The sequence below is a fragment of the Streptomyces sp. NBC_00158 genome, from assembly GCF_045160885.1.
Lineage (GTDB): Bacteria > Actinomycetota > Actinomycetes > Streptomycetales > Streptomycetaceae > Streptomyces.
This window is the reverse complement of sequence record NZ_CP108161.1, coordinates 1,460,783-1,479,463: the sequence shown is the minus strand read 5'-3', so window position 1 is coordinate 1,479,463 and position 18,681 is coordinate 1,460,783. Positions and strand designations below refer to the sequence as shown.

At 72.6% G+C, this 18,681-nt stretch carries 15 protein-coding genes; 12 read left to right on the top strand and 3 right to left on the bottom strand.

The genetic code is table 11. The features are described 5' to 3' along the window. Nucleotides 1-14: 14 nt before the first annotated feature. The 9 genes from OG553_RS06605 to OG553_RS06565 all read left to right on the top strand — a co-directional run bounded on the left by OG553_RS06605 (nt 15) and on the right by OG553_RS06565 (nt 9,761). Nucleotides 15-1,019, top strand: coding sequence for a proline racemase family protein (locus tag OG553_RS06605; RefSeq protein ID WP_405978082.1), 1,005 nt, complete (start codon nt 15-17; stop codon nt 1,017-1,019). Continuing rightward, a complete protein-coding gene (locus OG553_RS06600) occupies nt 1,016-2,035 on the top strand; it encodes a proline racemase family protein (protein WP_405978081.1) in 1,020 nt (339 codons plus the stop codon). The genes OG553_RS06605 and OG553_RS06600 overlap by 4 nt, the downstream gene beginning before the upstream one ends. Then, on the top strand, nt 2,032-2,997 hold the full coding sequence (locus OG553_RS06595; protein WP_405978080.1) for an ornithine cyclodeaminase family protein: 966 nt from the start codon (nt 2,032-2,034) through the stop codon (nt 2,995-2,997). The genes OG553_RS06600 and OG553_RS06595 overlap by 4 nt, the downstream gene beginning before the upstream one ends. A gap of 56 nt (nt 2,998-3,053) precedes the next feature. Further along, nucleotides 3,054-3,764 (top strand): GntR family transcriptional regulator, encoded by a 711-nt coding sequence (locus OG553_RS06590; protein WP_405978079.1) that lies wholly within the window; start codon nt 3,054-3,056, stop codon nt 3,762-3,764. A 238-nt stretch (nt 3,765-4,002) separates the two neighbouring features. Continuing rightward, the gene (locus tag OG553_RS06585) at nt 4,003-5,745 is read left to right on the top strand and encodes an ABC transporter substrate-binding protein (protein WP_405978078.1); all 1,743 of its coding nucleotides are present in this window, start codon (nt 4,003-4,005) and stop codon (nt 5,743-5,745) included. Between the two features lie 23 nt (nt 5,746-5,768). Further along, a complete protein-coding gene (locus OG553_RS06580; RefSeq protein ID WP_405978077.1) occupies nt 5,769-6,734 on the top strand; it encodes an ABC transporter permease in 966 nt (321 codons plus the stop codon). Continuing rightward, nucleotides 6,731-7,717 (top strand): ABC transporter permease, encoded by a 987-nt coding sequence (locus tag OG553_RS06575; RefSeq protein WP_405978076.1) that lies wholly within the window; start codon nt 6,731-6,733, stop codon nt 7,715-7,717. The genes OG553_RS06580 and OG553_RS06575 overlap by 4 nt, the downstream gene beginning before the upstream one ends. Continuing rightward, the gene (locus OG553_RS06570) at nt 7,717-8,745 is read left to right on the top strand and encodes an ABC transporter ATP-binding protein (RefSeq protein WP_405978075.1); all 1,029 of its coding nucleotides are present in this window, start codon (nt 7,717-7,719) and stop codon (nt 8,743-8,745) included. Before OG553_RS06575 ends, OG553_RS06570 begins: the two co-directional genes overlap by 1 nt. Beyond that, on the top strand, nt 8,742-9,761 hold the full coding sequence (locus tag OG553_RS06565; protein ID WP_405978074.1) for an ABC transporter ATP-binding protein: 1,020 nt from the start codon (nt 8,742-8,744) through the stop codon (nt 9,759-9,761). The genes OG553_RS06570 and OG553_RS06565 overlap by 4 nt, the downstream gene beginning before the upstream one ends. A 74-nt stretch (nt 9,762-9,835) precedes the next feature. Here the strand turns inward: OG553_RS06565 and OG553_RS06560 are convergent, their stop codons facing one another. Further along, nucleotides 9,836-11,896, bottom strand: coding sequence for a prolyl oligopeptidase family serine peptidase (locus OG553_RS06560; RefSeq protein ID WP_405978073.1), 2,061 nt, complete (start codon nt 11,894-11,896; stop codon nt 9,836-9,838). Between the two features lie 82 nt (nt 11,897-11,978). Here OG553_RS06560 and OG553_RS06555 point away from each other — a divergent pair, with 82 nt between their 5' ends. Both OG553_RS06555 and OG553_RS06550 read left to right on the top strand, forming a co-directional pair. Next, a complete protein-coding gene (locus tag OG553_RS06555; protein WP_405978072.1) occupies nt 11,979-13,544 on the top strand; it encodes an MFS transporter in 1,566 nt (521 codons plus the stop codon). A gap of 36 nt (nt 13,545-13,580) precedes the next feature. After that, nucleotides 13,581-14,150, top strand: a complete 570-nt coding sequence (locus OG553_RS06550) for a hypothetical protein (RefSeq protein WP_405978071.1) — start codon at nt 13,581-13,583, stop codon at nt 14,148-14,150. On the opposite strand, the gene OG553_RS06545 is transcribed toward OG553_RS06550, so the two are convergent. Then, a complete protein-coding gene (locus OG553_RS06545; protein ID WP_405978070.1) occupies nt 14,141-15,520 on the bottom strand; it encodes a cytochrome P450 in 1,380 nt (459 codons plus the stop codon). The genes OG553_RS06550 and OG553_RS06545 overlap by 10 nt on opposite strands. Nucleotides 15,521-15,814: 294 nt before the next feature. Between OG553_RS06545 and OG553_RS06540 the strand changes: the two genes are divergently transcribed. Continuing rightward, the gene (locus tag OG553_RS06540; protein ID WP_405978069.1) at nt 15,815-16,729 is read left to right on the top strand and encodes a tyrosine-protein phosphatase; all 915 of its coding nucleotides are present in this window, start codon (nt 15,815-15,817) and stop codon (nt 16,727-16,729) included. A gap of 103 nt (nt 16,730-16,832) precedes the next feature. Here the strand turns inward: OG553_RS06540 and OG553_RS06535 are convergent, their stop codons facing one another. Then, entirely contained in the window at nt 16,833-18,362 is a 1,530-nt protein-coding gene (locus OG553_RS06535; protein WP_405978068.1) for a helix-turn-helix domain-containing protein, read from the bottom strand. Nucleotides 18,363-18,681 lie beyond the last annotated feature (319 nt).

The following is an 18,681-nucleotide window of genomic DNA, read 5'->3' as shown; positions in this document are numbered from 1 at the left end:
CAGGGGGGACCGCAATGCGCACGCGCCACATCTACCACGCCGTGGACTCCCACACGGAGGGCATGCCCACCAGGGTGATCACCGGGGGAGTCGGGGTGATCCCCGGCGCCACCATGGCCGACAAGCGGCTCCACTTCATGGAGCACATGGACCACGTCCGCACCCTGCTCATGTACGAACCGCGCGGCCACGCGGCGATGAGCGGTGCCATCCTGCAGCCCCCCACCCGGCCCGACGCCGACTTCGGCGTGCTCTACATCGAGGTGTCGGGCCTGCTGCCCATGTGCGGGCACGGAACGATCGGCGTGGCCACGGTCCTGGTCGAGACCGGCATGGTCCCGGCCGTCGAGCCGGTCACCACGGTCCGGCTCGACACCCCGGCCGGCCTGGTGAGCGTCGACGTACGCGTCGAGGACGGCGCGGCCACCGCCGTCACCTTCACCAACGTCCCGGCCTTCTGCGTGGGCCTCGACCTGAAGGCCGAGGTGCCCGGCTTCGGCACGGTCACCTACGACCTCGCCTACGGCGGCAACTTCTACGCCTTCGTCGAACTCGACGCCCTCGGGCTCCCCTTCGACCGGGCCCGCAAGGAGGACCTGATCGCCGCGGGCCTCGCCGTCATGGACGCGGTCAACGGGGGACCCGACCGACCCGTCCACCCGGAGGACCCGTCCATCGCCGGGGTCAAGCACGTCTACCTCGCCGCCCCCGGCTCCGACGCCCGCCGCTCGCGGCACGCCATGGCCATCCACCCCGGCTGGTTCGACCGCTCGCCCTGCGGCACGGGGACCAGTGCGCGCATGGCCCAGCTGCACGCCCGGGGGCTGCTGCCGCTCGGCACGGACTTCGTCAACGAGTCCTTCATCGGCACCGAGTTCACCGGCCGGCTCGTCGGGGAGACCACGGTCGCGGGCGTCACGGCGGTGGTCCCCACCGTCACCGGGCGGGCCTGGATCACCGGCACCGCCCAGTACTTCCTCGACCCGACCGACCCCTTCCCCGGAGGGTTCCTGCTGTGACCACGGTCCGCACCACCGACTACCACACGGCGGGGGAGCCCTTCCGCATCGTCGACACCACCGCGGGCGGGCTGCCGCCCGTCCCCGGCGACACCGTCGCCGAGCGCTGCGCCACCGCCATCGGCCCCGGCGGCTCCGGGACCATGCCGCGCCGGAGCCCCCTCGACGAGGTGCGGCGCCTGCTGGTGCAGGAGCCGCGCGGACACGCCGGGATGTACGGGGGGTTCGTGGTGCCCCCGGACGACGACGGGGCCCACCTCGGGGTGCTGTTCTGGCACAAGGACGGCTACTCCACCGCCTGCGGCCACGGCACCATGGCGCTCGGCGCCTGGGCCGTGGACACCGGCCGCGTCCCGGCGCCCGACGACGGGGACGCGCAGGTGCGCATCGACGTGCCGTCGGGCCGGGTAGCCGCCACCGTCCACCGGTCCCAGGGCCGCACCACCGGGGTCACCTTCCGCAACGTCCCGGCCCGGGTGGCCGCCCGCAAGGTCCCCGTCGCCACCACCCTCGGCCTGGCGGAGGTGGACATCGCCCACGCCGGGGCCTGCTACGCCTCCGTCGCCGCGCGGGACCTCGGGCTCCAGGTGACCCGCGCCGCCCTGCCCGAACTCGTACGCGCCGGGCGGGAGGTCCGCGCCGCCCTCGCCACGCACCCGGCGACCTGGCACCCGGGCGGCCCGCTCCTGTCCGGGGTCTACGGGGTGGTGCTGTACGAGGAGCTGCCCGACACCCCCTTCGGACCGCACCAGCGCAACGTCACCGTCTTCGCCGACGGGCAGATCGACCGCTCGCCCTGCGGCTCCGGCACCTCCGCCCGGCTCGCGCTGCTGGCGGAGGACGGCCGGCTGGGGGCGGGGGAGGACCTGCTGCACGAGTCGGTGACCGGGACCGTCTTCACCGGACGGATCCTCCCGGACGGGGTCACCGAGGTCACCGGGACCGCCTACCGCACCGGCGAGCACGCGTTCACCGCCGACCCGTACGACGCCCTCGGCGCGGGCTTCCAGCTGTGACGGGCCTCCCCGCGACGGGCTTCCTCCAGCTGGACGCCCGCGACACGGCCGGGCTGCTCACCCCCGGGCGGGCCGCCGACGCCCTGGAGGCCGCCCTGCGCGCGGGCCTGGACCCCGAGGCCTGCCCGCAGCGCACCAGCGTGCCCGCGCCCGGCGGCGAACTGCTGCTGATGCCGGCCGCGTCGGGCGCGTACGCCGGGGTGAAGATCGCCGGAGTGGCGCCCGGCAACCCGGCGCGGGGGCTGCCCCGGATCACCGGCAGCTACCTCCTGCTGGACGGCCCCACCCTGCGCCCGCTGGCCCTCCTGGACGGCGCCGCCCTGACCGCCCTGCGCACCCCGGCGGTCTCCGCGCTCGCCCTGCGGTACCTGACCGCGCCCGGGCGCCCGCTGCGGCTGGTGCTGTTCGGCTCGGGACCGCAGGCGTACGGGCACCTCGAAGCGGTGCTGGAACTGCGGGACCTGGCCGGGGCGGTGGTCGTGGCCCGCGACGGGGGCCGCGCGGAGCGGCTGGCCGCGCACGCCCGGAGCCTCGGCGTCCCGGCCCGCACCGGCACGCCCGCCGACGTGGCCGGCGCCGACCTGGTGCTGTGCTGCACCACCGCCCGCGAGCCCCTCTTCGACGGGCGCCTGGTCGCCCCGGGCGCGGTGGTCGTCGCCGTCGGCTCGCACGAGCCGGACGCCCGGGAGACCGACACCGCCCTCGTGCGACGGGCGGCGGTGTACGTGGAGTCGCGGGCGGCCGCGCTGCGGGAGGCGGGGGACCTGCTGGTCCCGGAGGCCGAGGGGGCGATCGGGCCCGGTCATATCGCAGGCACCCTCGCCGACCTGGTCGCGGGACGCAATTCCACGGGCGGGAGGCCGAGTTGTCCACAGCTCTTCAAGAGCGTGGGCATGGCCTGGGAAGATCTTGCCGTCGCGGTGGCGATCTACCACGCGACCGGAGCGAACAGCGAAACGTGACATTGTACGCTGTTCCTCCGCACGTCGGTGGTGTGCGGGGTCTCGGAGGAAGAGCAATGGGTGACCTGAAGCAGCACAGTCTCATCAAGGCCCAGGAGCGGCTGCGCGACCAGGTCGGCCATGCCCTGCGCGCCGCGCTGATAGCGGGCGAGCTGCGCCCCGGCAGCGTCTACTCGGCCCCGGGTCTCGCCGCCGAGCTCGGCGTCTCGGCCACCCCGGTCCGCGAGGCCATGCTGGACCTCGCCCGCGAGGGCCTGGTGGAGCCCGTCCGCAACAAGGGCTTCCGGATCACCGAGGTCAGCGAGCGCGACCTCGACCAGTACACCGAACTCCGCACGATGATCGAGGTGCCGACCGTCGGCCGGGTCACCCGGATGGCCAAGGCCGAGCAGCTGGAGCAGCTGCGCCCGATCGCCGAGGAGATCGTCACCAGTGCCCGCGAGCACAACCTGATCGGCTACCTGGAGGCCGACCGGCGCTTCCACCTCGGGCTGCTCGCGCTCGCGGGCAACGAGCGCCTGGTCGAGACCGTCGGCGACCTGCGCAAGCGCTCCCGGCTGTACGGGCTCACGGGCCTGGACGAGGCCGGCAAGCTGGTCTCCTCCGCAGAGGAGCACATCGAGCTGCTCGACCTGATGATCGCCGGTGACGCGGAGGGGGCCGAGGCCTGCATGCAGCGCCACCTGGGCCATGTCCGCTCGCTCTGGGCGCAGGGCCGTGACGAGCCCGTGGGCCGCCCCCAGGGCGGTCTCGGCTCGGGCCTCTGACCCGGCCCGCCCTCCGGCCCCGGAGCCCGTGGCGGCCGGGCTGATCCCCGTACGCCCGTTGGGCCCGGACCTTCTGGTCCGGGCCCAACTCGCTTTTCCCGCACCGGTTTTGGACACGGCTGGATAACGGCGGCGGCAACCTCTTGTCAGTACAATTTCACATTACTATGTTACCGGTCACATCCTAAAGCGCGTGCTGAAGTGCGTGCTGAAGCGCGGCCCTTCCCTGGAGTGACCCATGACCAAGCGCACCCAGCTCACCCTCGCCACCGCCCTGGTGGCGACGCTCGTACTCGGCGCATCGGGCTGCTCCGACACCAAGAAGGGCCCCGCGGCCGGCGGCGCCTCCAACCCCGCCGCCGCCAACGACGGGAAGGTCCTCGGCGGCACCCCGGTCAAGGGCGGCACCCTCACCGTCCTGTCCAACCAGGACTTCTCCCACCTCGACCCGGCCCGCAACTGGACGCTGCCGACGATGGACTTCGGCACGCGGCTGCTCTACCGCACGCTCGTCACCTTCAAGGCGGAGCCCGGCAAGGCGGGCAGCGAGCTCGTCCCCGACCTCGCCACCGACCTCGGCACCCCCTCCAACGGCGGCCGCACCTGGACCTTCACCCTCAAGGAAGGCCTCAAGTACGAGGACGGCTCGCCGATCAAGGCCCAGGACGTCAAGTACAACGTCGAGCGCTCCTTCGCCCCCGACCTCACCGGCGGCCCCGACTACGCCGCCCAGTACCTGGCCGGCGCCGAGGGCTACAAGGGCCCCCTCCAGGGGCAGCACCTCGACTCCGTCAAGACCCCCGACGACCGCACGATCGTCTTCGAGCTCAAGCGCCCCGTCGCCGAGTTCTCCCAGACCGCCACCCTCCCCACCTTCGCGCCGGTCCCGCAGTCCCAGGAGAAGGGCACCCAGTACGACGCCCGCCCGTTCTCCTCCGGCCCGTACAAGATCGAGACGTACGACCGCGACAAGAAGCTCGTCCTCGTCCGCAACGAGCACTGGGACCCGAAGACCGACACCGTCCGCAAGGCCTACCCGGACAAGTTCGTGGTCGTGATGGGCCTCAAGGGCGGCCAGATCGACGACCGCATCATCGCCGGCGAGGGCGCCGACGCCTCCGCCGTCGAGTACGCCAACATGCGCCCCGAGAGCGCCCCCAAGGTGCTGCCCAAGCCCGAGGTCAAGGCCCGCCTGCTCGCCGAGTCCCAGGGTTGTACGGTCATGCTCCACCTGAACAACTCCCGAGCCCCCTTCAACGACCCCAAGGTCCGCGAGGCCGTGCAGTACGCGGTCGACAAGGAGGCCGTCATCACCGCGGGCGGCGGGCCCGCCCTCAACGAGGTCGCCACCGCCTACCTGCCCCCGGCCCTCTCCGGCGGCAAGCAGGCCGACACCCTGAAGATCGCCCCGGCCGGCGACCCGGCCAAGGCCAAGGAGCTCCTCAAGGCCGCCGGCAAGGAGAACCTCAAGGTCAGCCTCTCCGTCTCCACCGGCGACAAGGGCAAGGCCGAGGCCATCCAGCAGGGCCTGTCCCGGGCCGGCATCCAGGTCGTCATCGACACCGTCGACCCCGGCGCGTACTACGACGCCATCGGCGACCTCTCCACGACCCCCGACATGACGTACACCGGCTGGTGCCCCGACTACCCCTCCGGCTCCACCTGGCTGCCCTTCGTCTTCGACGGACGCACCATCAAGGACAAGGGGAACCAGGGCAACTACTCCCAGTTCCGCGACGAGGCCACCATGAAGCGGATCGACGAGATCAACGCGATGGCCGACGCCAAGCAGGCCAACCAGGCCTGGATCGACCTCGACGCCGAGATCATGAAGAAGTCCCCCTCCATCCCGATCCTGCTGGAGCGCAAGCCGCTGCTCGTCGGCCCCAACATCGCCGGCGCCTACGGCCACCCCTCCTGGACCGGCACCATCGACTACGGGAACGTCGGCCTCAAGGACCCGTCGAAGAGCCAGGGCTGAGCGAAGCCCGAGGCCCCGACACCATGACCACCACCGCACCCGGCGCCGCCCCCGCACCCGGCACCGAGACCGCCCCGCCCGCGGCGGCGCCGGGCAGCAGCCCCTGGCAGCTCGCCCGGCGGGAACTGCGCCGCCGCCCCGCCGTCCGCGTCAGCGCCCTCGTCGTCCTGCTCTTCGTCCTGATGGCCCTCACCGCCCCCTGGCTCGGAGCACTCGGCGGCTGGTCCCCCGAGGAGTTCGACAAGAGCGCCGTCGACCCCTACCTCGGCGGCCTCCCGCTCGGCGACCTCGGCGGCATCGGCCCCGACCACTGGCTCGGCGTCGAACCCGTCACCGGCCGCGACCTGTTCGCCCGCGTCGTCCACGGCGCCCAGGTCTCCCTGCTCATCGCCTTCGCCGCCACCGCCATCGTCGTCCTCGCCGGAACCGCCGCGGGCATCGCCGCCGGCTACTTCGGCGGCCGCACCGACGCCGTCCTGTCCCGGCTGATGGACCTCACCATGTCCTTCCCCTCGCTGATCTTCATGATCGCGATGCTGTCCGTGGCCAAGGACGTCAACCGCATCGTCCTCATGACCTCCGTCATCGGCCTCTTCGGCTGGCCCGGCGTCGCCCGCGTCGTCCGCGGCCAGACCCTCTCCCTCAAACACCGCGAGTACGTCGACGCCGCCCGCGTCGGCGGCGCGAGCGCCTGGCGCATCCTGACCCGCGACATCCTCCCGGGCGTCTCCGGCCCGGTCATCGCCTACACCACCCTGCTCATCCCCGGCATGATCAGCACCGAGGCCGCACTCAGCTACCTCGGCGTCGGGGTCCGCCCGCCCACCCCGTCCTGGGGCCAGATGATCGCCGAGTCCGTGGCCTTCTACGAGACCGACCCCATGTACTTCGTCATCCCGAGCGTCTTCCTCTTCCTCGCCGTGCTCGCCTTCACCCTCCTCGGCGACGCCCTGCGCGACATCCTCGACCCGAGGGGCGGCCGCAGTTGATCCTCTACCTGCTGCGCCGCCTGCTCGCCCTGGCCGGCGTGCTCCTCGCCATCGCGGCCGTCACCTTCCTCATCTTCTACGTCCTGCCCTCCGACCCGGCCGCCGCCGCCTGCGGCAAGACCTGCAGCGCCGAACGGCTGGCCGACGTACGCGTCTACCTCGGCCTCGACCAGCCCCTGTGGCGGCAGTTCGCCGACTTCCTCACCGGCATCTTCACCGGCCGCACCCTCGGCTCCGGCCAGTACGCCGTCCAGTGCGACTTCCCCTGCCTGGGCTACTCGTACGAGAACTCCCTGCCCGTCTGGGACCTGCTGATGGACCGGCTCCCGGTCTCCGCCTCCCTCGCCGTCGGCGCCGCCGCCCTCTGGCTGCTGCTGGGCCTCGGCGCCGGCGTCACCGCCGCCCTGCGCAAGGACACCGCCACCGACAAGGCCCTCATGGTCGGCGCCGTCGCCGCCGCCTCCCTGCCGGTCTACTTCACCTCCGTCATGCTCATCTACGGAGTCATCCGCGTCGCCGGACTGCTGCCCTACCCCACCTACCAGGCCTTCACCGACGACCCCCTCGCCTGGGCCGCGAACCTGCTGCTGCCCTGGACCGCGCTCGCCCTGCTCTACGCCGCCATGTACGCCCGCCAGAGCCGCGGGTCGATGATCGAGGCGATGGCCGAGCCCTACATCCGCACCGCCCGCGCCAAGGGCATGCCCGAACGCACCGTCGTCGTCAAACACGGCCTCCGCTCCGGCATGACCCCCATCCTCACCATCTTCGGCATGGACCTCGGCGGCCTCCTCGCCGGAGCCGTCATCACCGAGTCCATCTTCGGACTCCCCGGCATCGGCAGGCTCTTCTACGGCGCCCTCGTCAACTCCGACCAGCCCGTGGTCCTCGGGGTCACCCTGCTCGCCGCCTTCTTCATCGTCGTCGCGAACCTCGCCGTCGACCTCCTGTACGCCGTAGTCGACCCGAGGGTGAGGTACTGATGACCACCCCGCTGCTCGAAGTGCGCGACCTGCACGTCACGTTCAGCACCCCGCGCGGGACGGTCCGCGCCGTCGACTCGCTCGGCTTCACCGTCGAAGCGGGCCGCACCCTCGGCATCGTCGGCGAATCCGGATCCGGCAAGTCCGTCACCTCCCTCGCCGTCATGGGCCTGCACCGCACCGGTGCCGAGGTCACCGGCTCCGTCAGGCTCGCCGGACAGGAGCTGAACGGCCTCCCCGAGAAGGAACTGTCCAAGGTCCGAGGCCGCAGGATGGCCATGATCTTCCAGGACCCGCTGTCCAGCCTGCACCCCTACTACACCGTCGGCGAACAGATCGCCGAACACTTCCGGGTCCACTTCCGGGCCGGACGGGCAGCCGCCCGCAAACGCGCCGTCGACATGCTCGGCGAGGTCGGCATCCCCGAACCGGCCCGCCGGGCCGGCGAGTACCCCCACCAGTTCTCCGGCGGCATGCGCCAGCGCGCCATGATCGCCATGGCCCTGGCCTGCGAACCCGACCTGCTGATCGCCGACGAGCCCACCACCGCCCTCGACGTCACCGTCCAGGCCCAGATCCTCGAACTGATCGCCCGCCTCCAGGAGGAACGCGGCCTCGGCGTCGTCATGATCACCCACGACCTGGGGGTGGTGGCCCGCGTCGCCCACGAGGTCCTCGTCATGTACGGCGGCCGGGCCGCCGAACAGGCTCCGGCCGACGTGCTGTTCGCCGACCCGGCGCACCCCTACACCCGGGGCCTGCTCGAATCCCTGCCCCGCCTCGACAGCCCCGACGACGTCCCGCTGCCCTCCATCCCCGGCTCCCCGCCCTCACTCCTCAACCGCGACCCGGGCTGCGCCTTCGCCCCCCGCTGCCCGCGCGCCGCCGCCGGCACCCCCCGGGAGCGGGAGCGCTGCACGGGCGAACTGCCCGAGCCGCGCCCGTACGGGTCCCCGGCCCGGACCGCGGCCTGCCACTTCGCGGGCTCCGCCCCCGCCCCCGCCACCACCCCGGAGGTGTCCCGATGACCGCCCCGGCCACCGGCCAGGAGCGGGCCGCGCGGCCGGACGCCCCGGCCGGCCCCCTGCTCTCCGTACGCGACCTGACCATGACCTTCCCCGGCAGGCGGTCGCTGACCGGGCGCCGGTCCGCGCCCGTCCGGGCCGTCGACGGGATCTCCTTCGACCTGGAGCCCGGCCGCACCCTCGGTCTCGTCGGCGAGTCGGGCTGCGGCAAGTCCACCACCGGCAGGATGCTGGTAAGGCTGCTGGAACCCACCTCCGGCAGCATCGCCTTCGACGGCCGGGACATCAGCCGGCTCTCCCAGGGGGCGCTGCGCCCCCTGCGCCGCGACATCCAGATGGTCTTCCAGGACCCGCACTCCTCCCTCAACCCCCGCCAGACGGTCGCCCGGATCATCTCCGACCCGCTGCTGGTACAGGGCTGGAGCGCGGCGGACGCCCGCCGCCGGGCCGCCGAGCTGATGGAGCTGACCGGGCTGATCCCCGAGCACATCGACCGCTACCCGCACGAGTTCTCCGGCGGGCAGGCCCAGCGCATCGGCATCGCCCGCTCGCTGGCCACCAGCCCCCGGCTGGTGATCGCCGACGAGCCGGTCTCCGCCCTCGACGTCTCCGTCCAGGCGCAGATCGTCAACCTGATGGAGCGGCTGCGCGCCGAACTGGGCCTGGCGTACGTGTTCATCGCCCACGACCTCTCGGTGGTCAAGCGGGTCAGCGACCGCGTGGCGGTCATGTACCTCGGCCGGATCGTCGAGATCGGGGACAAGAAGTCCCTCTACGAGAACCCGCAGCACCCCTACACCAGGGCGCTGCTGTCCGCCGTACCGCTGCCGGACCCGGCGGCGGAGCGGCGGCGAGAGCGGATCGTGCTGCTCGGTGACCCGCCGAGCCCGGCCGCCCCGCCCCCGGGCTGCACCTTCCACCCGCGCTGTCCCAAGGCGCAGGAGGTCTGCCGCACCGAGCGGCCGTTGCTGCGGCCCGCCGCCTCGCGAGAGGTGGCCTGTCACTTCCCGGGTGACTGACGGGGATCACGGGAAGAAGGGAGGGCCCCGCGGACGACAGCGTCCGCGGGGCCCTCCCGCCGTCCGGGGGCGTGTCAGAGGGCCAGTTCGCGGCGGAAGAACTCCAGCTCCAGCGCCATGACCTTCTCCCGCGTCCCGCCCGGGGTCATGTGCGTGACCCCGGGCAGCGCCAGCAGCTGGTGCGGGCGGCCGGCGTCGGTGAGGGCCCGGGACAGCCGCAGGGTGTGGGAGGGGTGGACGTTGTCGTCGGCCAGACCCGTGACCAGCAGCAGCGGCCGGGTCAGCCGGTGCGCGTCCGGGATCAGGGAGTCCCGCTCGTACACCTCGGGGTGCTCCTGCGGGAGTCCGAGGTAGCGCTCGGTGTAGGCGGTGTCGTAGTGCCGGAAGTCGGTGGGGGCGGCCCCGGCGGCCGCCGCGTGGAAGACGTCCGGCCGGCGCAGCACCGCCATCGCCGACAGGTAGCCGCCGTAGGACCAGCCGCGGATCCCGACCCGGCCGAGGTCGAGGTCGCGGTGGCGTTCGCCGAGCGCCCGCAGGGCCGCGACCTGGTCCTCCAGGGTGACCTCGGAGAAGCCCCGGTACATGGCGTGGGTGTGGGCGGGGGAGACGTACGGGGTGCCCCGGTTGTCGGCGGTGACCACGGCGAAGCCCTGGTCGGCCCACCACTGCCGGGCCTGCCAGCGGCGCGGCTCGGCGGACACGTCCTGGAAGCCGGGGCCGCCGTAGCCGTCCACCAGCACCGGCAGCCGGCGGCCCGGGACGTGGCCGCGGGGCAGCACCAGGGCGGTGGGGATCCCGCGTTCGGTGACCCGTTCCAGGACCGGCTCCACCCGGTACGGCAGCGGGGCGGACAGGTCGGCCGGCACGAACTCGCGCCCGTCCGGGGTGCGTACGGTACGCCGGACGCCGTCGGCGTCGGCGCCGGTCAGCAGCAGGGTCCCGGCCGAGGCGGAGACGCCGTGCACGCCGGGTCCGTCGGCGAGCGGGGTCAGCTCGCCGCTGTCGGGGTCCAGCAGCAGCACCTGCTGCTCGGCGGGGTCGCGCAGTCCGGCCTCGATCAGCAGCCGGCCCTCGTGGAGTCCGGCGACGGCGCGGACCTGCACCCCCTCGCCTGTGAGGGGCTTCCCGTCGAGGGCGAGGCCGCGGGCGGTGCCGCCGGGAGTGTCGGCGGCGGTGAGCATCCGGCCGTCGGGCAGCCGGGCCGGGGTGCCGGGCACGAGCGGGTCGACCCACTGGGGGTGCGTGGTGCGGGACAGCTCCGTGGTGCGGCCGGTGGCGGGGTCGGCGGCGAGCAGGAGCACGGTGCGCTGGAGCCGGTCCTGCACGGTCAGCAGGATCTCGGACCCGGACTCCCAGCCCGCGTCGGAGACGTAGGGGAAGGCCCCGGCGTCCCAGTCGAGCCGGACCCGGCCGCCGTCGGCGCCGAGCACCCACAGCTGGACGTCGGCGTTGGGGCCGCCCGCCTCGGGGTAGGCGAAGTCCTCGGCCGGGAGCTCCGGGTGCGCCGGGTCGGCGAAGTGGCGGCGCTGGAGGGCGCTCTCGTCGACGCGGGCGGCGAGCAGGGTGGTGCCGTCGGGGGACCACCAGTGGCCCCGGGCGCGGCCGAGTTCCTCGGCGGCGGCGAACTCCGCGAGGCCCCAGCGGGCCCCGTCGGCGGGGCTGATCCGGCCGCCGGGGTGGACGTACAGGGCGTCGTCGGTGACGTACGCGGTGCGCGAGCCGTCGGCGTTCGGGCGCGGGTCCAGGGCGGGGCCGGCGGCGGGGAGCGGCTCGGGGGCGGCGGTTGCGTCGCAGGTGACCGCGTACAGCCGGCCGTAGAGCGGGAAGACGGCGCGGCGGCCGTCGCCGGAGAGGGCGTACGAGCCGATTCCGGCGGCGACGAGCCGGGTGCGCTCGCGCAGGCGGCGTTCGGCGAGGGGGAGTTCACCGGTCTCGGGGGAGAGTTCGCGCGGGTCGGCGAGCCGGGTTTCGGCGCCGGTGGCGGTGTCGAGGACCCAGAGGCTGTCGAAGGCGTCGGTGGGGCCCGTGGAACGCAGGAACCAGAGGAGGCGGCCGTCGTCGCCGAACGAGAAGGCCCTGGGCGAGCCGTGGGTGAACCGGGCCGTTTCGGCGGAGAGCCTGAGGAAATCGTCCATGATCGCATTGTGGCATGTGCAATATCACATAGCATAGGCCATTCGAGTGGTGACCCCTGGTCCACGGGCTTAGCGTCGACTAGTGGACCCGAACGCACTGCCGAACAACAACGGGACCGACGGCAAGGTCCGCGGGAGCGGAAACGGGCTGGCCCTGTTCGTGATTGCCTCCTGCCAGCTCATGGTCGTGCTCGACATCACCATCGTGAACATCGCGCTACCACACATCCAGACCGCCCTCGACTTCTCCACCGAAAGCCTGTCCTGGGTCGTCAACGCCTACACCCTGACCTTCGGCGGCCTGCTCCTGCTCGGCGGCCGCACCGGCGACATCCTCGGCCGCAAGCGCGTCTTCGTCTTCGGCGTCCTGCTCTTCGGCCTCGCCTCCCTGCTCGGCGGACTCGCCCAGAACGCCGGCCAGCTGATGGCCGCCCGGGCCCTCCAGGGCGTCGGCGGAGCCATCGCCTCCCCGACCTCGCTCGCCCTGATCACCACCACCTTCCGCGAAGGCCCGGCACGCAACCGGGCCTTCGGCGTGTTCGCCGCCGTCTCCGCGGGCGGCGGCGCCATCGGGCTCCTCGCGGGCGGGGTGCTCGTCGAATGGCTCGACTGGCGCTGGGTGCTCTTCGTCAACGTCCCGATCGCCCTGCTGATCGCCGTACTCGCCGCCCGGGTCCTGCGCGAGTCCCAACGCCACCCCGGACACTTCGACCTGATCGGCGCCCTGCTGGGCACCTGCGGCATGGTCGCCCTCGTCTACGGGTTCATCCGCGCCTCCCAGGACGGCTGGCGCGACGGGTTCACCCTCGGCTCCTTCGCCGCGGCCGTGGTCCTGCTGGTCCTGTTCGTCCTCAACGAGCGGCGTTCGCCGCAGCCGATCACCCCGCTGCACATGTTCGCCGACCGCAACCGCGCCGGGACCTACGGGATCATGCTCTTCCTCGCCTGCGCGATCTTCGGCATGTTCTTCTTCCTGACCCTGTTCGTGCAGAACGTCCTCGGCTTCAGCCCGCTGCGCGCCGGACTCGCCTTCCTCCCCGTCAGCGTGATGGTCGCGCTCGCCGCCGGGACCACCTCCCAACTGCTGCCGAAGTACGGGCCCAAGCCCTTCATGGTCACCGGCGCGCTGTGCTGCGCCGCCGGACTGGGCTGGCTGACCCTCGTGGACGTCCACTCCACCTACCCCGGCAGCATCCTCGGCCCGATCCTGGTCTTCGCCACCGGCATGGGGCTCCAGTTCGTCTCGCTGACGCTGATGGCCCTGTCCAACGTCCCCGACCGGGAGTCCGGCGCCGCCTCCGGTCTGCTCAACGCGATGCAGCAGATCGGCGGGTCGCTCGGACTGTCGATCCTGGTCACCGTCTTCGGCACGGCCAGCCGCAACGAGGCCAGGGAACAGGTGCCGGCCTTCCTCGGCTCGGCGAGCCCCGAGCAGAAGGCCTTCTTCGCGAGCACCGGGCAGCTCCCCAAGCCCTGGGCCGACCAGGTGCTGACCTCCGGGGTCGGCGCGGCGTTCGTCGCGGCCTCGCTCTTCACCCTCGTCGGCGCGGTCATCGCGGTCTTCGCCATCCAGGTCCGCCCCTCCGACCTGGAACGACTCCAGGGAAACCACACCCCGGCGGCCGTCCCGGGCGAGCGGGGCGGGTAGGCTCTGCCGATCATCGAAAACCGGGGGGAAAATCCGATGTACCGACCGACCCTGCGCGCGGCCGCCGCGGCAGCCCTGACCGTCACCCTGGCGGCACTCACCGTCTCCTGCGGCAACGACGCCGAGCCGAAGGCCAAGGCCTCCTCGGCCGCGTCGCCCACCGCGGCCGCCTCCGCCCCTTCCCCGTCCCCGAGCGCGTCCCCGGCCGGCACGGGAACGCCCTCGGCGGCCGCGACGCCGACCGCGCGGCCCTCCGCGAGCAGCGCCTCGGGCATCCCCTCCGGCATGCCCTCCGCCCCGCCCGAGCTCGTCCGGGACGCCTTCGCCGGACTCCAGGCGACCCTGAACGACTCCTGCACCCCGGGCAACTGCGCCTACTTCCTCGGCCGGGTCTACGACGAACTCCACCGCCTGGACCGCGCGATGAAGGCCGACGCGAAGGGCCCCGGCCACTTCCCCGAGCCGATCGCCCAGATCGCCAAGCTCGACAAGGAACTCGGGGGCGACCGCACCTTCGAGAACCTGAAGAAGCACCAGACCGCGCTCATCGGCACCCGCGACCAGATCAACACCTGGATGCAGGACCACCCGGACGACTACCGCTGACCCCGGACCCCGACGCGGCGGATCCGGCAGCGCGCCGGACCCTCCGCCCGCAGGGTGATCCCGGCACTCACCGGAACCTCCCGGTCCACGGCCTCGAACTCGTACGCCCGCAGCAGCATCGCCAGCGCGATCACGGATTCCAGCATCGAGAAGTGCTGACCGATGCAGGCGCGCGGCCCGCCGCCGAACGGGAACCAGGCGTAGCGGTGCCGCCCGGCCTCGGCCTCCGGCGAGAACCGGTCGGGGTCGAAGCGCTCCGGATCGTTCCAGTACCGGGGGTGGCGGTGCGTGACCCAGGGGGACACGATCACGTCCGCGCCCGCCGGGACGGTGTGGCCCTCGATCTCGGTGGCGGCGACGGCCTTGCGCCCGATCACCGGGGCCGCGGGGTAGAGCCGCATCGCCTCCTTGAGCACCTGGGTGAGGTACGGGAGGCGCTCCAGGTCACCGGCCTCCGGCAGCCGCCCGCCCAGTACGCTCCGCACCTCCTCCCGGGCCCGGGCCTGCTCCTCGGGGTGGCGGCCCAGCAGGTGCAGCGCGAAGGCCAGCGAGGTTGCGGTCGTCTCGTGCCCGGCGAGCAGGAAGACGAGCACCTGGTCGCGGAGCTCGGCGGGGCCGAAGGCGGCGTCGTCCTCGTCCCGCGCACCCGCGAGCAGCGTCAGCAGGTCATCGTCCTCCGCCCGCTCGGTCGGGGCCCCGAGCCGCTGCGCGACGATCTTGTCGCAGACGGCGTACAGCTCGTCCAGCGCGGCGGCCGCCCGCCGGTTGCCCGGGGTCGGCCAGGTGCGCGGGAGGTTGGCGGGGGAGTAACCCCGGCGCAGCACGTACTCCGTGATGACCGGAAAACACCGGTCCACGACGTCCACGGTGGCGTCGACGTCCGCACCGAAGAGGATCCGGGTGACCGCGCGCAGGGCCAGGTGCATCATCTCGGTGGAGACGTCGACGATCCCGTCCCGGGCCTCCGCCCACGCCGCGAGGGTCCCCTCGGTCTCGGCGGCGACGGCCCCGGCGTAGCCGTCCACCCGCTTGCGGGTGAACAGCGGCTGGACCAGCCGGCGCTGGCGCATGTAGTCCGCGTCCTGGCTGGTCAGCAGGCCGTTGCCGAAGGAGTCGCGGACCTCCTGGTAGAAGGCGTTGTCCTTGCGGAAGTTCGCCGCCTCGGAGGCCAGCACCCGCTGGGCGCCCTCCGCGGAGAACACGCAGTACAGCTCGGCGCGCAGCCCGGGCGGGCCTGCGCTGATCCGCACGAGGTCCCCGTGCCGCTCCCGGGCCCGCTCGTAGGTCCCGAGGGAGTCCGCCTTCAGGTCGAAGAGCGACCCGACCAGCGGCACCCCCTCCAGTCCCGGAACCCGCACCCCGTCAGCCATTCCCCGCCCCTGCCTCTGGACACCGTCGGACAAGGGGATTCTGCCCGCAGCCCCCACCCGGATCGACCCCTGACAAGCCATCCGGCCGGATTTCACCGCCGCCCGCGCCGCTGCCGCCGGGTTCTGGAAACACACCCCGACTCCCGAGTCCAGCATGGCGCAGCGAGCCACCCTGACATGCATTGCCATTCTCGCGACGCTGATTGTTCGTCAGTCGACCACCGGAGCAACATCTTCAGATCTGAGGATCCAGGCGCTACCGTCCCCGCCCTCGCCCAAGGAAGGACCACTCGCGTGAGATCCGTTTTCCGTGCCCTCGGCGCGTCCGCCGTCGCCCTGGCCCTCGCCGCCACGCTGGCTCCCGTGGCCGCCCACGCCGCTTCCACCGCCCCCGCGCCGGCCACGGCGCTCGCCGGCGCGACCGGCCGCGTCCTGTCCGTCCCCGGACTCGTCAACGCCCGCGACCTCGGCGGCTACACCACCTACGACGGCAAGACCACCAAGTGGGGCACCGTCTACCGCACCGAGACCCTCTCCAAGCTCACCCCCGAAGGCGTCAACGCCGTCGGCGCGCTCGGTCTCGGCAAGGTCGTCGACCTGCGCACCGCCCCGGAGATCTCCGCTGACGGCACCGACAGGCTCCCGGCCGGCGTGACCGCGGTGGCCCGCCCGGTCGACGACACCAGCCTCTTCGCGTTCATCGGCGGTGTGGTCCGCTCCAAGGACCCCGTCCACCAGCAGGCGCAGCTCGGCAACGGGGCGGCGGAAGCGCGGATGACCGCCCTCTACAAGGGCTTCGTGACCAACCCCGGCAACCGGGCCCAGCTCGGTGCGGCGATCAAGGACGTCGCCAACTCCGTCAAGCCGATCGCGTTCCACTGCTCGGCGGGCAAGGACCGCACCGGCGTCCTCGCGGACACGATCCTCCGCGCCGTCGGCGTGCCCGCCTCGACCTCGGAGCAGGACTACCTCCTCTCCAACAGCCTGCGGGCCGCCTCGGACAAGGCCCTGCGCGACCAGGTGAAGGCGGCCGGGTACATGCAGGACCCGGACCTGCTGATCCCGCTCCAGGAAGTCCGCGGCAGCTACCTCGCCGCGTTCCGGGAGCAGGCCGTGGCCGACTACGGCAGCTTCGGCGACTTCCTCACCAACGGTCTCGGCCTGACCCCGTCGGACCTGCTGAAGCTCCGCTCGCGCACCGTCTCCTGACCCGGAGAACGGCGAAGGCCCCCGGCCCGGACCGGACGTGGGGAAGGCCCCGCCCGGTCCGGAGGACTCCGGGGGCGGGGCCTTCATGCTGCGCCGGGGCGACTCAGATGTCCCTGAAGATCTCGATCTGGGCGCCCACCGAGTTGAGGCGCTCGGCGAGTTCCTCGTAGCCGCGGTTGATGACGTAGACGTTGCGCAGGACCGAGGTGCCCTCGGCCGCCATCATGGCCAGGAGGACGACCACCGCCGGGCGGAGCGCCGGGGGGCACATCATCTCGGCCGCGCGCCAGCGGGTGGGGCCCTCGACCAGGACGCGGTGGGGGTCCAGGAGCTGGAGGCGGCCGCCGAGGCGGTTGAGGTCGGTCAGGTAGATGGCCCGGTTGTCGTACACCCAGTCGTGGATCAGGGTCTTGCCCTGCGCGGACGCGGCGATGGCGGCGAAGAACGGGACGTTGTCGATGTTCAGCCCGGGGAAGGGCATCGGGTGGATCTTGTCGATCGGGGCTTCGAGCTTGGACGGGCGGACCGTGAGGTCGACCAGGCGGGTGCGGCCGTTGTCGGCGACGTACTCCGGGGAGCGGTCGTGGTCGAGGCCCATCTCCTCCAGGACCGCGAGCTCGATCTCCATGAACTCGATCGGGACCCGGCGGATGGTGAGTTCGGACTCGGTGACGACCGCGGCGGCCAGGAGGCTCATCGCCTCGACCGGGTCTTCGGAGGGGGAGTAGTCCACGTCCACGTCGATGACCGGGACGCCGTGCACCGTGAGGGTGGTCGTGCCGATGCCCTCGACCTTGACGCCCAGCGCCTCCAGGAAGAAGCACAGGTCCTGGACCATGTAGTTGGAGGAGGCGTTGCGGATGACGGTGACGCCGTCGTGGCGGGCCGCGGCGAGCAGGGCGTTCTCGGTGACCGTGTCCCCGCGCTCGGTCAGGACGATCGGGCGGTCGGGGGCGACCCCCGCCTCGACCTTCGCGTGGTAGATGCCCTCGGTCGCGGTGATGTCCAGGCCGAAGCGCCGCAGGGCGATCATGTGCGGCTCGATGGTGCGGGTGCCGAGGTCGCAGCCACCGGCGTACGGCAGGCGGAACTGGTCCAGCCGGTGCAGCAGCGGGCCCAGGAACATGATGATGCTGCGGGTGCGGACGGCCGCCTCCGCGTCGATGGCGTCCATGTCGAGGCGGGCCGGCGGGACGATCTCCAGGTCCACGCCGTCGTTGATCCAGCGGGTGCGGACGCCGATGGAGTTCAGCACCTCCAGCAGCCGGTAGACCTCCTCGATGCGGGCCACCCGGCGCAGGACCGTACGGCCCTTGTTGAGCAGGGAGGCGCACAGCAGCGCCACGCACGCGTTCTTGCTCGTCTTGACGTCGATCGAGCCGGACAGGCGGCGGCCGCCGACGACGCGCAGGTGCATCGGGCCGGCGTAGCCCAGGGAGACGATCTCGCTGTCGAGCGCTTCACCGATTCGGGCGATCATCTCAAGGCTGATGTTCTGGTTGCCGCGCTCGATGCGGTTCACGGCGCTCTGGCTCGTGCCGAGGGCGTCCGCGAGCTGACTCTGCGTCCAGCCCCGGTGCTGCCGGGCGTCACGGATGAGCTTGCCGATGCGTACGAGGTAGTCGTCTGCCATGGGTGCACCGTATCTCAGATATGAGATGTGGATCGCCTGGGGTGTGTCGAGGTGTGTCGAGGCGTGGCGGACGGGTGTTATCGGCCCGTCAGATTGCGCGGACGGCCCAACGGGGTTTGCGCCGCGCGGATTCGGCGGGGCGTGGAGTCAACTCCCCTTTGTGTCGGTGTGTCGAGCTTTCGGGGATAGATTGCCACTCGTCCCTTTTTGGAGGGAGGGGGCAGTGGCCGCGCCGGCGTCCGGAGCCTCCGGCCGGCCGGCGTCCGGGCATGGCCGAGCGGCCGCCCGGTGGACGGCTCCGGCGGGCCGCGAGGTGCGC

Excerpts from the sequence above, each read along its gene's own strand:
- OG553_RS06585 (WP_405978078.1), top strand. The coding sequence starts at position 4,003 with ATGACCAAGCGCACCCAGCTCACCCTCGCCACCGCCCTGGTGGCGACG.
- OG553_RS06560 (WP_405978073.1), bottom strand. The coding sequence starts at position 11,896 with ATGGACGATTTCCTCAGGCTCTCCGCCGAAACGGCCCGGTTCACCCAC.
- OG553_RS06570 (WP_405978075.1), top strand. The coding sequence starts at position 7,717 with ATGACCACCCCGCTGCTCGAAGTGCGCGACCTGCACGTCACGTTCAGC.
- OG553_RS06565 (WP_405978074.1), top strand. The coding sequence starts at position 8,742 with ATGACCGCCCCGGCCACCGGCCAGGAGCGGGCCGCGCGGCCGGACGCC.
- OG553_RS06545 (WP_405978070.1), bottom strand. The coding sequence starts at position 15,520 with ATGGCTGACGGGGTGCGGGTTCCGGGACTGGAGGGGGTGCCGCTGGTC.
- OG553_RS06605 (WP_405978082.1), top strand. The coding sequence starts at position 15 with ATGCGCACGCGCCACATCTACCACGCCGTGGACTCCCACACGGAGGGC.
- OG553_RS06535 (WP_405978068.1), bottom strand. The coding sequence starts at position 18,362 with ATGGCAGACGACTACCTCGTACGCATCGGCAAGCTCATCCGTGACGCC.
- OG553_RS06550 (WP_405978071.1), top strand. The coding sequence starts at position 13,581 with ATGTACCGACCGACCCTGCGCGCGGCCGCCGCGGCAGCCCTGACCGTC.
- OG553_RS06590 (WP_405978079.1), top strand. The coding sequence starts at position 3,054 with ATGGGTGACCTGAAGCAGCACAGTCTCATCAAGGCCCAGGAGCGGCTG.
- OG553_RS06580 (WP_405978077.1), top strand. The coding sequence starts at position 5,769 with ATGACCACCACCGCACCCGGCGCCGCCCCCGCACCCGGCACCGAGACC.